At 66.8% G+C, this 15,098-nt stretch carries 15 protein-coding genes and 1 tRNA gene; 9 read left to right on the plus strand and 7 right to left on the minus strand.

Features of this window, described 5'->3' with window-relative positions:
• Positions 1-114: 114 nt before the first annotated feature.
• A complete protein-coding gene (locus NO364_RS10450) occupies positions 115-465 on the plus strand; it encodes a nuclear transport factor 2 family protein (protein ID WP_157690837.1) in 351 nt (116 codons plus the stop codon).
• A 9-nt stretch (positions 466-474) separates the two neighbouring features.
• Here the strand turns inward: NO364_RS10450 and NO364_RS10455 are convergent, their stop codons facing one another.
• Both NO364_RS10455 and NO364_RS10460 read right to left on the minus strand, forming a co-directional pair.
• The gene (locus NO364_RS10455) at positions 475-750 is read right to left on the minus strand and encodes a HalOD1 output domain-containing protein (protein WP_257627475.1); all 276 of its coding nucleotides are present in this window, start codon (positions 748-750) and stop codon (positions 475-477) included.
• 174 nt (positions 751-924) lie between these two features.
• The gene (locus tag NO364_RS10460) at positions 925-1,344 is read right to left on the minus strand and encodes a VOC family protein (RefSeq protein WP_157690835.1); all 420 of its coding nucleotides are present in this window, start codon (positions 1,342-1,344) and stop codon (positions 925-927) included.
• A gap of 83 nt (positions 1,345-1,427) precedes the next feature.
• Between NO364_RS10460 and NO364_RS10465 the strand changes: the two genes are divergently transcribed.
• Together NO364_RS10465 and NO364_RS10470 are read left to right on the plus strand one after the other, a co-directional pair.
• Positions 1,428-2,477: a LolA family protein gene (locus NO364_RS10465; RefSeq protein ID WP_257627476.1), complete on the plus strand. Its 1,050-nt coding sequence runs from the start codon at positions 1,428-1,430 to the stop codon at positions 2,475-2,477.
• 278 nt (positions 2,478-2,755) lie between these two features.
• The gene (locus NO364_RS10470; RefSeq protein ID WP_257627477.1) at positions 2,756-3,640 is read left to right on the plus strand and encodes a DUF5794 domain-containing protein; all 885 of its coding nucleotides are present in this window, start codon (positions 2,756-2,758) and stop codon (positions 3,638-3,640) included.
• 65 nt (positions 3,641-3,705) lie between these two features.
• Here NO364_RS10470 and NO364_RS10475 read toward each other — a convergent pair whose 3' ends face one another.
• Complete coding sequence (locus tag NO364_RS10475; protein ID WP_157690832.1) at positions 3,706-4,152, minus strand: universal stress protein; 447 nt, start codon at positions 4,150-4,152, stop codon at positions 3,706-3,708.
• A gap of 102 nt (positions 4,153-4,254) precedes the next feature.
• Here NO364_RS10475 and NO364_RS10480 point away from each other — a divergent pair, with 102 nt between their 5' ends.
• The 6 genes from NO364_RS10480 to NO364_RS10505 all read left to right on the plus strand — a co-directional run bounded on the left by NO364_RS10480 (position 4,255) and on the right by NO364_RS10505 (position 12,645).
• Complete coding sequence (locus NO364_RS10480; protein WP_157690831.1) at positions 4,255-4,533, plus strand: acylphosphatase; 279 nt, start codon at positions 4,255-4,257, stop codon at positions 4,531-4,533.
• 19 nt (positions 4,534-4,552) lie between these two features.
• A complete protein-coding gene (locus NO364_RS10485) occupies positions 4,553-4,756 on the plus strand; it encodes a DUF8132 family protein (protein WP_157690830.1) in 204 nt (67 codons plus the stop codon).
• Positions 4,757-5,007: 251 nt separating this feature from the next.
• Positions 5,008-7,074 carry a PrkA family serine protein kinase gene (locus NO364_RS10490; protein ID WP_157690829.1) on the plus strand — a complete coding sequence of 689 codons (2,067 nt, stop codon included), beginning with the start codon at positions 5,008-5,010 and terminating at the stop codon, positions 7,072-7,074.
• Entirely contained in the window at positions 7,071-9,323 is a 2,253-nt protein-coding gene (locus NO364_RS10495) for a PrkA family serine protein kinase (RefSeq protein WP_257627478.1), read from the plus strand. The genes NO364_RS10490 and NO364_RS10495 overlap by 4 nt, the downstream gene beginning before the upstream one ends.
• The gene (locus NO364_RS10500; RefSeq protein ID WP_157690827.1) at positions 9,314-10,636 is read left to right on the plus strand and encodes a YeaH/YhbH family protein; all 1,323 of its coding nucleotides are present in this window, start codon (positions 9,314-9,316) and stop codon (positions 10,634-10,636) included. Before NO364_RS10495 ends, NO364_RS10500 begins: the two co-directional genes overlap by 10 nt.
• Positions 10,633-12,645 (plus strand): SpoVR family protein, encoded by a 2,013-nt coding sequence (locus tag NO364_RS10505; RefSeq protein ID WP_157690826.1) that lies wholly within the window; start codon positions 10,633-10,635, stop codon positions 12,643-12,645. Before NO364_RS10500 ends, NO364_RS10505 begins: the two co-directional genes overlap by 4 nt.
• Here NO364_RS10505 and NO364_RS10510 read toward each other — a convergent pair.
• The 4 genes from NO364_RS10510 to NO364_RS10525 form a co-directional block, all read right to left on the minus strand.
• Positions 12,642-13,199 (minus strand): DUF7344 domain-containing protein, encoded by a 558-nt coding sequence (locus NO364_RS10510; protein ID WP_157690825.1) that lies wholly within the window; start codon positions 13,197-13,199, stop codon positions 12,642-12,644. The two genes, NO364_RS10505 and NO364_RS10510, sit on opposite strands and share 4 nt — an antisense overlap.
• A 210-nt stretch (positions 13,200-13,409) precedes the next feature.
• Positions 13,410-14,630, minus strand: a complete 1,221-nt coding sequence (locus tag NO364_RS10515) for an RNA-guided endonuclease InsQ/TnpB family protein (RefSeq protein WP_157690824.1) — start codon at positions 14,628-14,630, stop codon at positions 13,410-13,412.
• Entirely contained in the window at positions 14,627-14,749 is a 123-nt protein-coding gene (locus tag NO364_RS10520) for a hypothetical protein (RefSeq protein WP_255594979.1), read from the minus strand. The genes NO364_RS10515 and NO364_RS10520 overlap by 4 nt, the downstream gene beginning before the upstream one ends.
• 267 nt (positions 14,750-15,016) lie before the next feature.
• Positions 15,017-15,091: transfer RNA gene (locus NO364_RS10525), tRNA-Glu, on the minus strand.
• Between the last annotated feature and the right edge of the window lie 7 nt (positions 15,092-15,098).

Raw genomic sequence — 15,098 nt, forward strand, 5'->3', positions numbered from 1 at the left:
CTCGCCGCGGCGCTCGGGTTCGCAGTCATCTACTTCGGCGGGTGACCCCGCCCGGCCCGTCTACGGGTAACGTTCATGATAGTGTGCCCGAAACGGGTAGCCGGTGTTACACCGATGACAACGACCGAAGACGTGCTGGACCACCACCTCGACGCCTTCACCGCACAGGATCTCGACGAGACGCTCGCGGACTACACGGACGAGTCCGTCGTCATCACCAACGTCGGGACGTTCCGGGGGCTCGACGAGATCGAGGGCCTGTTCGCCGATCTGTTCGAGGAGTTCTCCCAGGAGGGCTCGCGGATCGACCTCGAACGGAAGACCGTCGAGGACGAGTACGCGTACATCGTCTGGAACGGGGAGACCCCAGAGAACGACTACGAGTTCTGCACCGACACGTTCGTCGTCCGTGACGGGACGATCCACCGACAGACGTTCGCCGGGAAGATCGAACCGAAGGCGTAGCCGTCGGCGTCAGGACGGTCGGACGAAGACGCGGCCGTCGGCGTGGACGGTGACCCGCATCTCCTCGACCCCGAAGGTTACGCTCATCGAGGGGCCCGAGTCGGTCACGAGCGCGTCCAGCGCGTCGGGATCGACGTAGTCGAACAGCGGTCGGTCGCTCCCCTCGCGGGCCACATCGAGCGCCTCGGCGACGGCGATGCTCGGCGGGAGGCCCTCGGCGTCGAAGTCGGCCACGTACGCGTCCCGGTCGTCGTCCCAGGAGGCCGGGGGATCGGTCCCGATCATGGCCGACGGGACACCTCCGTCGCCGCTGGAGGGAGGGCCGTGTTACGGCCGCTCGAGGGAGATTCGGCGATACGCCGCCGTCGGGGGCCGCGATGGTGGTCGGGCATGATGTGTGCCTGTGCTACGGGGACCAGCTAGCCGCCTCGCTGGAATACGTCTTTTGGCAAACGTGTCTCAGGCTTCGAGCACCTCGACGAGGTTCCCCTCCGGATCCCGAACGAAGAGGATGCGCGTCCCGCTCTCGGTCGTTCGGGGTTCGCTGAGGGTGGTGACGGCGGGGTCGAGGCCGGCGTAGAAGGCGTCGAGGTCCTCGACGGAGAGGCCGAGGTGTTTGGCCCCGGGGCGGTTCACGGTCCCGCCGGAGGCGTCGGGACCCTCGGGGTCGTACTCGACGAGTTCGATCCGGGCGCCGCCGGCGTCGAAGTGGGCGAACCGCCCGGTGGCGCCGTCGACGTCGACGGCGTCGGCAAAGGCTTCCCCCGAGACGCTGAACCGCTCGGGGTCGCCGAGCCCCAGGGTGTCGCCGTAGAACTCGACCGCACGATCTAGGTCGGAGACGGTCACGCCGAAGTGGTGGGCAGCGAGTCGGGTCACGTCGTCGGGCGGGGCCGCCGTCGACATAGCGGCTTCGATACGGCCGGGGGAACCTTCTTTGAGATCCGGGCGTACTAGCAGTCATGCGACCGACACTCGGCGAGTGGCGCCGCCTGGCGCTTCTGGTCGTCGCGGTAGTCGCCCTGGTGGCCGTGGCGGGCGCCGCGACGACCGGCACCGACGACGGGCAGCCCTCGGGCGAGTCGGTGCTCAACGACACGCGGGACCGGTACGCGGCCGCGGACACCGTCGTCGTGACGGCGAACGTGACCGTCGACAACGGGAGCGCGAACCGCACGTCGACCGTCGAGTTCGCCGCCGCGGGTAACCGGTCTCGGACCGTCGTCGCGGGCCAGAACGTCACCTACCGGACCGGCGTCAACGAGACGGTCGCCTGGTACGTCGGCCCCAATCGGAGCGTCGCCGTGGAGCGCGGCGCGGCCGGCCGCGTGGCCGGCGTCGAACCCGTCGGGAACGCCTCGTCGACCCTCGACCCCACGAACCGGTCCGCCGACGAGGCGAACCTGAGCGCCACGTACCTGCGCCGCGGGAGCGACGACGGGACGGACGCCCACGTCGTCGAGGTGCGCCCGGACGACCCGTCGGCGACGACCACGGCGACCGTCTGGGTCGCCGTCGACGACTCGCGGCTTCTGCGGGTCGAGACCGAGGACGGGACGAACACCACGGTGATCGACTACCGCGAGACGCGGTTCAACGCGAGCGTCCACGACAGCACCTTCGACCCGCCGGGCGACCGCCTCTCGGTCGCTTCGGTCGAGCGCTACGACGCCTTCGGCGCGGCGCAGGCGAACACGAGCCTCGACCTGCCGCGGCTGGACGCCGAGTTCCGCAACGCGACGGTCCTCACGCGGGCCGCAGGCACCAACGTCGCCCAGCGGTACCGCGACGACGGCGACGACGTGACCGTCGTCTCGACGACGGCGGACCGCGAGTTCGATCGGTCGGGCGAGAACGCCACCCGCGTGACCGTGGACGGCCACGAGGCGAACGTGACGACGGTCCGCGACGCCGCCGTGGTCTACTGGGAGGACGACGGCGTGACGACGGCCGTCGTCGTCGAGGGGAGTGAGGACCGAGCCGTGTCGCTGGCCCGCCGACTGGACGGGTAGGGAGGCACCGCGACGGCCGGATCGGTGCCGTCGACGGTCGTGGGGCCCCGTCCCACGCAACGTTTAATACCGCCGTGGCCCCACTTACGCCTATGGCTTCGAAGCGTTCCATCGCCACGCGCACTGCCGCCCGGACGAGTTCCGTCGAGAACTCCGGCATCTTTACAGCGCTGGCGAATTTCAAACGCTTCGGAACCGACGCGAACGTCTCCGACCGACCCGATAGGTCGCGGGCGTTACACCACCGGTCGGCCGATGGTTACGGCCGCTAGCGTGGCATGAGCGTCTCTCAACACCCGATCGCACTCCGCCTCGAGCGACGCGTCGGTGGTGCGACGAAGCTCCTCGCGACGGTGATGATGCTCCCGCTGATCGACGGGATCTTTCCCGCGCTGATCCTGGCGGGGGCGCTCACCTATCCGTTCGGCATCCTCGAGACCGGCCTGCTCATCTTCGGTGGCTCGGCCACCGTCGCCGTCGTCCTCGCCGAGATGGACGGCTCGCCCCGCGAGCGCGTGCGTGCCATCGCGCTGCTGGCGCTCGTCCTCCTCCCGGCGGCGGCCGTGGAGGCCGCGCTGGCGCCGACCGTCCAGAGTCTCATCGACATGGCGGTCTTCGAGCGGTTCGCCGGGTTGGTCATCCTGACCGTCGCGGCCAAGACGGCGAGCGCGCGCGTCGGCGAATACCTCCCCCGGCCGGCGGTCATCATCGGCCTGGGGCTGATCGCCAGCCTCCAGCCTGCGGGGGCGTCCGTGACGTTCGTGGCCGATCCCGGCCTCGTCGTCCGCGGGGTCGCCGCCGCCGGCGTCGGCGTCGGCTTCGCCATGCTGATCGCGGCGCTCGGACCGGTGCTGCAGGAATCGGTCGACCTCGATCTGTTCCGGTTCGGGAGCGCCGTCGCCCTCGGCATGCTGGCGCTCTCCGTGTTGGGCCTGATGCCCACCGAAGCGCCCGTGGCGCTCGGCGTCCTCTGTGTGACGGCCCTGTTCTCCTTCGACCCCGGCCGTGCCCCGGCGGAGGACGACGCGGACGCCGGAGACGAGGATCCGGCCCCGGAGGGGTCACCGGAGGTCGCCGACGAGGACGCCGACGCCCCCGCCGAGGACGAGGGTCGCCCCTCGCCGTTCCCCGTCGAGGAGGAGTCCCGCGCCCCGTGGTTATGATACTGTTTATTGTACGTCGTTACCGGTGGTTCGCCGAGACGGTCCGGCGAACCACCGGTGAACAGTTACGATAATCCGTATGAGTCGTCCGCCGACCGGACGGTGAGCACGGGAAGCGGGGACGACCGGACGATCCGTTCGGTGACGCTTCCGAGCAGGTATCGGTCGATGCCCTGTCGGCCGTGGGTCCCCATCACGATCAGGTCGGCCTCGGCCTCCTCGGCGTAGTCGAGGATCGATCGGTGGACGGCCCCCTCGACGACGGCCGTGTCGGCCTCGACGCCCGCGTCGGCGGCCGCCTCCGCGACCGCCGACACGGCCCGCGATCCCTCCTCGTGCAACGCCTCGACGACCGTCGGCGTACTCTCCCCGAGGACGCCGTACGACCCGCTGTCGACGACGTACAGCGCGTGGATGCGGGCGTCGTATCGGTCGGCCAGATCCACCGCGTGATCGACCGCCGCCGCCGAAGCGTCGCTTCCGTCCGTGGGCACCAGGATGGTTCGATACATACGTCCCCCTAGGTCGGCCGGCGGGCGTAGTGTTGTCGGCGGCCAGCACGGTCCCGGGTCGCACGCTTCGGGTTTTTATCGGTGGATCACGAACGAACCACCATGAGCGAGCGAGTGCGGGCCCGCGTCTTCGTCTCGGGACGGGTCCAGGGTGTGTACTACCGTGCGAACACCCGGGACGCCGCGCGAGCCAGGGACGTCGACGGCTGGGTGCGCAACCTGAGCGACGGACGCGTCGAGGCCGTCTTCGAGGGCGAGGAGGCGGCAGTCGAGTCGATGATCGAGTGGTGTCACACCGGCAGTCCCGCCGCCGACGTCCGGGACGTCGACGTGAGTTACGAGAAACCGGACGGCGAATCGGACTTTACGATCCGCCGATGAGTGAGGGTGACCGACCGACGTGAGTTCGGTCGTCAAGCTCGTGGCCGGCGTCGTCGGCGCCCTGGGACTCGTCGTGACGCTCGGCGCGGGGTATCTCGTCGTCCGCGGACCCTTCCTCGGCGGCCCCACGCTGGCGCCGCGACCGCTGCTCGCGACGCTCGGCGCGTTCGTCGTCGGCGTCACCGTGGCGGCCTGGGGCGCCACGCGCTACGCCAGACTGTAGTCGGTCGCACGACGGGGCACGGTTTCGATCCGGCCGATTACCCGGGATCCCAGCAAGACTTATCCGTGTGTACTCCTGACATGGTTTATAGTCTCGGTTACCAGCGGACTGGTCGACCGCCCCCGCCGTCCGGCGTCCCCTGGAGTCAACGCACGCACCCCGTGGTCGCGACCGGGGCGTGGTAGAAGTAGCCATACCACACGCGTCGGGGGACGTGACGCCGGTCCTCGGGCCCGAGACACGACGAGACAATGACGAAGGAAACCCTCGAAGACCTCAGCCAGCACTACAAGGAATCGGTTCCCGCGGACCTCCGCGAAGCGAAGCGCTTCGACTGGTATCTGGACGAGGTGTACGACCATCCGCGGATCGCCCGTAACTCCCACCAGCGTGTCGCCGACATGTTCGACTACTACGGGACGGAGTACGACGAGGACGCCGGCGTGGTGGAGTACCTCATGGCCTCGGAGGACCCGTTGCACGACGGGGAGAACACCTTCTACGGCCGGGAGGTCCACGAGTCGATCCACGAGTTCGTCAACAAGGTGAAAAGCGGTGCCCGGGGGCTCGGCCCGGAGAAACGCATCAAACTGTTGCTCGGGCCCGTCGGCTCCGGAAAGTCCCACTTCGACTGGATGGTCCGGCGCTACTTCGAGGACTACACCATGAACGACGACGGCCGGATGTACACCTTCCGGTGGACCAACCTCTGTGACATCGTCCGCGATCAGGACCCCGCGGACGACACCGTCGTCTCGCCGATGAACCAGGACCCCCTCGTGCTCCTCCCACAGGAGCAACGCGATCGGGTGCTCGAACGCCTGAACGGGGCGCTGGAGGCACCGTACACGATCCGGAACGAGCAGTCGCTCGACCCGGCCAGCGAGTTCTACATGGATCGCCTGCTGGCCCACTACGACGACGACCTGAAGGCCGTCCTCGACAACCACGTCGAGATCGTCCGGCTGGTCGCCTCCGAGAACAAACGCCAGTGCGTCGAGACCTTCGAGCCGAAGGACAAGAAAAACCAGGACGAAACGGAGTTGACGGGGGACGTCAACTACTCGAAGATCGCCATCTACGGCGAGAGCGACCCCCGGGCCTTCGATTACTCCGGAGCGTTCTGTAACGCCAACCGCGGGCTGTTCAGCGGGGAGGAACTCCTGAAGCTCCAGCGGGAGTTCCTCTACGACTTCCTCCATGCCTCCCAGGAGCAGACGATCAAGCCCAAGAACAACCCCCGGATCGACATCGACCAGGTGATCGTCGGCCGCACCAACATGCCCGAGTACCGGGACAAGAAGGGCGACGAGAAGATGGAGGCGTTCAACGACCGCACCAAGCGCATCGACTTCCCGTACGTGTTGGAGTACAGCGAGGAGGCCGAGATCTACCGGAAGATGCTCCGGAACGCCGACGTGCCCGACATGCACATCGAGCCCCACGCCATGGAGATGGCGGGGCTGTTCGGCGTCCTCACCCGGATCACCGAACCCGACGGCGAGAACGTCACGCTCGTCCAGAAGGCCAAGGCGTACAACGGCGAGATCGACGAGGCCGACGACGTCGACGTCAAGAAACTCCGGGAGGAGGGTGAGCGAAAGGCCGACATCGCCGAGGGCATGGACGGCGTCTCCGCGCGGTTCATCGGCGACGAGATCGCCGAGGCCATCATGGATGCCACCCACCGCGGCCGGGGTTACCTCTCGCCGCTCTCGGTGTTCACCCACTTCGAGCGCAACCTCGAGAACCACGGCTCGATCCCCGAGGAGAACGTCGACCGGTACCACCGCTACCTCGAACTCGTCCGCGAGGAGTACAAGGAGCGGGCCATCGAGGACGTGCGCCATGCGCTCGCCTACGACGTGGACGAGATCCGGCGGCAGGGCGAGAAGTACATGGACCACGTCATGGCCTACATCGACGACGCCACGGTGACCGACGAGTTGACCGGGCGCGAGCAGGAACCCGACGAGACGTTCCTGCGATCCGTCGAGGAGAAGTTGGACATCCCTAGCGACCGCAAGGACGACTTCCGACAGGAAGTGTCCAACTGGGTGAGTCGTCGCGCCCGCGAGGGCGAGGGGTTCGACCCGCAGGACAACGACCGCCTGCGGCGCGCCCTGGAGCGAAAGCTCTGGGAGGACAAGAAACACAACATCAACTTCTCGGCGCTCGTATCGGCGAACGAACTCGACGACGACGAGCGGAGCGCGTGGGTCGACGCGCTCATCGAACAGGGATACTCCCGCGAGGGCGCCACCGAGGTCCTGGAGTTCGCCGGTGCGGAGGTCGCAAAGAGCGAACTGGAAGGATGACGGGCGAGTACATCCGCGCGGGCGACGAGGCGCTCTCCGGCGCCTACGAGGAGCCGATGAGCCTCGAGGCGTACGTGGAGACGGCGATGGAGCGGCCCTCCATCGCCTCCCACGCCCCGAAGTACCTGCTCGAAGCCATCGAATCGATGGGTTCCCGGACGGTCATCGAGGAGGGGAAGCGGCGGGAGCGCTACCGCTTCTTCGACGACCCCGCCAACGACGGGGAACACGCCGTCCTCGGCAACACCGAGGTGTTGAACGGCTTCGTCGACGACCTCCGGACCATCGCCGCGGACCGAGGGAAACGCGAGAAGATCATCTGGTTCGACGGGCCGACCGCGACCGGCAAGTCGGAACTCAAGCGGTGTCTCATCAACGGCCTCCGGGAGTACTCGAAGACCGAGGCCGGGCGCCGGTACACCGTCGAGTGGAACGTCGCCAGCGGTAGCGAGGAGCGAGGCCTCAGCTACGGCGACGGGGTCGACCGCGAGGACGACTGGTACGAGAGCCCCGTCCAGTCCCACCCGCTCTCGGTGTTTCCCCCCGAGGTGCGGGCGTCGATACTCGACGACCTGAACGCGGGGAGTCACATCCCGATCCGGATCGAGACCGACCTCGATCCCTTCTGCCGGGAGGCCTACGACCACCTGGAGGAGCGCTACCGGCGGGCGGGCGGCACCAACCTGTTCTCCTCGATCACCGACCCGCGACACCTCCGGGTCAAAAACTACGTCGTCGACGTGGGGCGGGGCATCGGCGTCCTCCACTCCGAGGACGACGGCTCGCCCAAGGAGCGACTGGTCGGTTCGTGGATGCCCGGGATGCTCCGCGAACTCGACTCCCGGGGGCGGAAGAACCCGCAGGCGTTCTCCTACGACGGCGTCCTCTCGCAGGGCAACGGCCTGCTGACGGTCGTCGAGGACGCCTCCCAGCACGCCGACCTGCTGCGGAAGCTCCTGAACGTCCCCGACGAGGGACGGGTGAAACTCGACAAGGGCATCGGGATGGACATCGACACACAGCTGCTCATCATCTCGAACCCCGACCTCGACGTCGAACTCGATCAGTACGCCGACCGGAACGGCCGTGACCCGCTCAAGGCGCTGAAGCGGCGCCTCGACAAACACGAGTTCGGCTACCTCACCAACCTCTCGCTGGAGGCCGAGTTGATCCGCCGAGAGCTGACGGCGGAGACGGCCGTCTGGGAGGCGGAGGGGTACGCCGACCTCGAATCGCGGGTCCGCGAGGGCCTGACGCTGTCGACCCGCGACGACGACGGCGTCGTCGAGCGCGAACTCGCCCCGCACGCCGTCGAGGCGGCCGCGCTGTACAGCGTCGTCACCCGGTTGGACGGCGAGGACATCCCCGGGAACCGGACGCTCGTCGAGAAGGCCCTGCTCTTCGATCAGGGCTACCTCCGGGAGGACGACGAGCGGATCGAGGCCGACGAGTACGACTTCGACGGCGACGACGGGAGCCACGGGGTTCCCGTCACCTACACCCGCGACGTGATCGCGGACCTGCTCCAGACCGACGCCGACCGACACCATCCGGACCTGCCGGTCGAGCGGGTCGTCATGCCCGACGACATCCTGGACGCGATGGCCGAGGGACTGAACGACGCGCCGGTCTTCTCGCGGGCCGAGGCCGCCGAGTACGAGAACCGTCTCGCGGTCGTCAAAAGCTACGTCTTCGACCGACAGGAGGCGGACGTCCTCGACGCGCTGCTCGCCGACAAGGCCGTCGACGAGGAGACGGTCGCGGAGTACGTCGAACACGTCTTCGCCTGGGCGAACGACGAGCAGGTCGAGGCCGAACGCGGCCCCGTCGATCCCGACCCCCTGTTGATGAAGGTGTTCGAGACCGAGCATCTGGGGCGGTTCGGCGCGAGCGCGTACGACGGCGACCGACCGGCCGACCGGGTCGAGGAGTTCCGTCGCGAGAAGGTCATCACGGCGATCAACCGCTACGCCTGGGAGAACCGGGACGAGGACTTCGCCATCGAGAACGTCGACGTGGCCGACATCCCGGTCATCCGGGCGGTGCTCGACGCCCACGACTGGAGCGACGTGAAGCGGCTGTTCGACGACTTCGATCCCGCGCAGTGGACGGACCCGCCGTCGGGCACCGAGACCGAGCGGCTCAAGGAGCGCACCCTGACTCACCTGCAGGATCACGGCTACTCGGCCGCCTCGGCGGAGCTGACGGGGCGGAAGGTGATGCGGGAGGTGGGCTACCGATGGGACTGAGGGAGGACCTCGAACGGTTCCGCGAGGTCGGCGAACGGCGCCGGGAGGACCTAGAGGAGTTCATCCGCTACGGCGACCTGGGGGGGAGCGGCCCGGAGAGCATCCGGGTGCCGATCAAGGTGGTCGACCTGCCGGAGTTCGCCTACGATCCCCGGGACCGCGGCGGTGTCGGGCAGGGGCAGGACGGCACGCCCGACGTCGGCCAGCCGGTCGAGGGACCGACGCCGGACGACGCTGACGGCGAGGGCGACGAGGACGGCGACCCCGGCGAGGAGGGCGCCGACCACGAGTACTACGAGATGGACCCCGAGGAGTTCGCCCAAGAACTCGACGAGGAGCTCGGCCTCGACCTGGAGCCGAAGGGCAAGGAAGTGATCGAGGAAGTCGAGGGCGACTTCACCGAACTCACCCGCGCGGGGCCGAACAGCACGCTCGACTTCGAGCGCCTGTTCAAGCGGGGGTTGAAGCGAAAGCTGGCGATGGACTTCGACGAGGAGTTCGTCCGCGAGGCCATGCGCGTCGACGGGGCCACCCCCGACGAGGTGTTCCGGTGGTGTCGCGAGGAGAACGTCCTCGTCTCGCGGGCCTGGATCGGGGACCGGTGGGACTCGATCCCCGACGACGAGCGCGGGCGATGGGAGAGTTTCGAGGAGATGGCCGAGAACGTCGAGCGGACCACGACCCTCGAACGCATCCGTCGTGAGGGGCTCCGGGAGGTGCCCTTCCGCCGCGAGGACGAGCGCTACCGCCACCCCGAGGTGATCGAGCAGACGGAGAAGAACGTGGTCGTGGTGAACATCCGCGACGTGTCGGGGAGCATGCGCGAGGGGAAACGCGAACTCGTCGAGCGGACGTTCACGCCGCTGGACTGGTATCTCACCGGCAAGTACGACCGCGCGGAGTTCGTCTACATCGCCCACGACGCGGAGGCGTGGGAAGTGGACCGAGGGGACTTCTTCGGCATCCGGTCGGGCGGGGGAACCCGCATCTCCTCGGCGTACGAACTCGCCGCGGAGATCTTAGAGGAGCGGTACCCCTGGGCGGAGTGGAACCGCTACGTCTTCGCCGCCGGCGACTCGGAGAACTCCAGCAACGACACCCGGGAGAACGTCGTCCCCCTGATGGAGGGGATTCCGGCGAACCTGCACGCGTACGTCGAGACCCAGCCGGGCGGGACGGCGATCAACGCTACCCACGCCGAGGAGGTCGAACGCGCGTTCGAGGACCACGACGGCGTCGTCGTCACGTACGTCGCCGACGCGGCGGACGTGACCGACGCCATCTACGAGATCCTGAGCTCGGAGGACCAATGAGAGACGACCGCATCGACGCACGACGGGAGGCGAGCCGACTCGCGGAACCGGTCGAGGAAGCCGCGGCGCTGGCGCGGAAACTCGGCCTCGATCCGTATCCGGTCAACTACTGGATCGTCGACCACGACGAGATGAACGAACTCATCGCCTACGGCGGGTTCCAGCGACGTTACCCCCACTGGCGGTGGGGGATGGCCTACGACCGCCAGCGCAAGCAAGACCAGTTCGGCATGGGGAAGGCCTTCGAGATCGTCAACAACGACAATCCCGCTCACGCCTTCCTGCAGGAGTCGAACTCGCTGGCCGACCAGAAGGCGGTCATCACGCACGTCGAGGCTCACGCCGACTTCTTCGCGAACAACGAGTGGTTCGGGCTGTTCGGCGACGGCCAGGACCGGGACGACGAGCACGCCGATCCCGACGCCGCGGCCATGCTCGAACGCCACGCCGAGACCATCGCCGGCTACGTCGAGGACCCCGCGATCGACCGCGACGAGGTCGAGCGGTTCATCGACGCGGTCCTCTGTCTGGAGGACACCATCGACCAACACCGCGCGTTCGCGCGCGCCGACGAGCGCCGCGAGAGCGACGCCCCGCCCGATCTCAGGGAGCGCCTCGACGACCTCGACGTCTCCGAGGACGTGCGCCGCCACGCCTTCGACGAGGAGTGGCTGGACGACCTGGCCGAGTCCGAACGGACGGACGCCCGACTCGAAGACCCCCACACGGACGTGCTCGCCTACCTCCTCGAACACGGCCAGCGGTTCGACGAGGAGTCGGGCAAGGCCGAGCCGTTCGAACCCTGGCAGACGGACGTCCTCGACATCCTCCGGACGGAGGCGTACTACTTCGCCGGCCAGAAGATGACGAAGGTGCTCAACGAGGGGTGGGCCAGCTTCTGGGAGTCGCTGATGATGAGCGACGAGGGCTTCGCCGCCGACGACGAGTTCGTCACCTACGCCGACCACATGGCCCGCGTCCTCGGGGCGCCCGGACTCAACCCCTACAAACTCGGGAAGGAACTCTGGGAGTTCGTCGAGAACGTGACCAACCGCCGCGAGGTGGTCGATCACCTCCTCCGCGTCGAGGGGATCACCTGGCGGAACTTCCACGACGTGATCGACTTCGAAGCGGTCGAATCGCTGCTGGCGCCGGACCCGGCCGTCGCCTCGATCACGGCCGACTCGCTCGCCGACCTCGATCCCGACGATCCGCGGATCGACGCCGAGGCCCTGGAACGGGCACGAGCGGGCGAAGTCGACGTGGAGCGATACCCCTGGAAGGTGCTCACGACCGCGGGGCTGGCCGAGCGTCACTTCTCGCTGTCGAAACCGCAGAACAGGGGGTTCCTCGGCCGGATTCGGCGGTCGGAACTCGAACGGCTGGCGCGGTACATGTTCGACGACGCGAAGTACGACGACGTCGAGGCGGCCCTCGACGACGTCGATTACGAGGCCGGCTGGCGGCGGATGCGCGAACTCCGGGAGAGCCACAACGACGTGACCTTCATCGACGCGTTCCTCTCCGAGGAGTTCGTGGCCGAGAACGACTACTTCACCTACGAGTACTCGCGGGCGACCGACGACTTCCGCGTCGCCTCGGACGATCCCGAGGACGTGAAAAAGAAACTCCTCCTGCAGTTCACCAACTTCGGGAAACCGACCGTCGCCGTCTACGACGGCAACTTCGACAACCGCAACGAACTGCTCCTCGGCCACCGGTACAACGGCATCGACCTCGACGTCGAACAGGCAAAGCGCGTGCTCGAACGCACCTACGAACTGTGGGGACGGCCGGTGAACCTGATGACCATCGTCAAGCGGTACGACGAGCACGAACTCGAGATCGCCCGGCGGCGCAACCGCGAACCGACGCCGACGGAGGTGGGCAAGCGCATCCGATACGACGGGGAGCGGTTCGAGACCCACGACCTCGACCCGGACCTCGAGGAGCGCATCGCCGCCAACGACATCGACTACGACACGAAACCCGACGACTGGCTGAACTAGTCGGCGTCCGCCACCGCGTCCCCGTCGATCCGGTCACGGCGCGCGAGATACGCGTTGGCGCCGGCGACGACGGCAAAGAGGGCCACGATCAGACCCGCGGCGGTCAGCCCCGACACGACGCCGAGCCACGCCGCCGCGACGAGGCAGGCGGCGAGCGCCGAGAGGCCGAGATAGCACGCCCACCACGGGACGTCCCGCTCGTCCGGGGTCGCCAGATATGGCTCCAGGTCGGCGGCCCGGTCGGCGAGAGTGATCGTCCCCCGGTTCCGATCGTACTCGACGATCCCGGCCTCGTCGAGTTTCGGCAGGTGGGTCTGGTGGAGCGACGTGTAGACGCGCTTGCGCTGTTTGTAGTCGACCTCGGACACCGGCACGTCGTTCTCCCACGCGGCGATCCGCTCGGCGAGGTCACGGAGCGACGCCGATCCCCGGTTCCGGTCGAGATAGCGGAGCACGTGCCGCCGTCGCTGGTTGCTCAGGATCGAGAAGACGGTGTCTCTCGACAGCCGATCGGGACGTCGGCGTTCGCGGCGTTGGGGCTTCTGTATGGACATGAGTGGTCCGACCCAGCGGCGGTCGCTCCGGCACAGGATTCCGACCGAACGCACCGTGGCGGTCGCGTACCGTATACTGTACCGGTTGATTGATAAATTCACTCCCCGTGGCGATCGGTCCGGTCCCCGAACGACGCGCTCGCCGACGCTCGTCGGCGTCCATTGCGGAACCGGGCGCACGTACGTTCGCTCGCAGTGAACTACCCCACCCTACCGCTCGCCTGACGGCTCGCGCTTGAGGGAGGGGCTTCCTGTTTCCACGACGCGCTTTGCAGATACGGACGTATCCACAGGGAGCGCAGTCTCCACAGGCGTTGATTCGGAGCGCCCCGCTCCTAACCGCTTCCTGCCGCGAGAAAGAATGTTCCACGCCGCGTTCGCATCTCTATCTGCCTCAAACCCGCAGGCAGGACAGGAGTGTTCGCGCACCCACAGCGGTTTCTCGGTCGAAACGCCGCAGGACGCGCACTCTTTCGTCGTTCCGCGTGGATTCACGGCGACGAAGTGCGTTCCCTCGCGTTCGCACTTGTATTCGAGCATCCGAAGGAACGTCCCCCACGCCGCTCCTGCGCGGTTTCGAGAGTTGCCCGGCAGTTCGACCAACCCCTTCGCGTCCAAGTCCTCAACCGCCACGAGGTCGTACTCTCGGGCGTAGTAGGTCGAGAGTTTGTGCAAGAAGTCGCGGCGCTTGTTCTTCAATTCGGCGTGGCGTTCAGCCACGACACGGCGCTGTTGCTCCCAATTCGAGGAACCGTGTTCCTTCCGCGAGAGGCCGCGCTGTGCGCGTTCCAACCGTTCGCGCTCGTCTGAGAGGTCAAGTGATTCAACGGCGGTTCCGTCTGTGTCGTGGGCGTACTTGAGAATCCCCACGTCGATACCGACGCACTTCTCGGGATTCTCCGGTTTCGCAGGCGGGTCGTCCGGGGTTTCGACGCCGAGGATAGCGTGCCACTTTCCGGTCGGTTCTTGCTTGACGGTGACGGTCTTAATCTCGGCGCCGTCGGGGAGGTCGCGGTGGAAGGTGAGCGGGATTTCTCCGAGTTTCGAGAGCCACAGTTTTGTCCGACCGCTCGTGTTCTTGAGCTTGAAGCCGGATTGACTGTAGGTGAAACTGCGGTACTCGCCCGGCGCTTTCCACTTGAGCGTCCCGACGCGGTAGCCGTTCTCTTTGCGACCGCGAAGCGTCGAGAGGTTGTCGTACAGCCGTTGCACGACTTTCTGAAGGACCTTTGAGTGAACTTGTTTCAGGTCGTTCCACCACTTCTTGAGACTTGGCAAGAGTTTTTGCTCGCTGTATGCCGAAGTATCGTCGGTTCGGTTGAGTCGGTGAAGGAAGTGGTTGTAGACCTGTCTACAGGTATCGACAGTCCACGATAACTGCTCTTCGAGAGCGTCGGACGGTCGGAGTCGATACCTGTAGTTGTAGTTCACGAGCGTTCTTCGATGAGTTCGTCAAGTTTCTCTTGGACGAACGAGGACAGACTCAGGTGGTTCTCCTGAATCCACTCCTCTTGGTCGTCGCGGATAGAGATGGTCTTGCGCGTTGCCACACCATAAGTTATGCAAAAAACGTACTAAATCGTTGCGATTGTGTGGGCCTGTGGGCCGAGCGACGAACGTGTTTGAGAGCCGTGCGGCGCTGTATCCCCTCCCTACTCGCTCCCTTCGGTCGCTCGTTGAGGAAGGGGCCTTAGCGCCTCAATTCAGGTAATGCTCGGTGGGGGATCCGAACCCGATTGCGAGACTCGCTATCGCACTCTCGCGTGGTTCAAATTCCGTTCCTGCGCGTGCGTCGTCACTCACTTCGTTCAGAATCATGCTCGGTCAGGGATTCGAACCCTGGTCGTCGGCTCGAAAGGCCAACATGATTGGCCGGACTACACCAACCGAGCTTCGTTG

It is taken from the genome of Haloplanus salinarum (genome assembly GCF_024498175.1).
GTDB lineage: Archaea > Halobacteriota > Halobacteria > Halobacteriales > Haloferacaceae > Haloplanus > Haloplanus salinarum.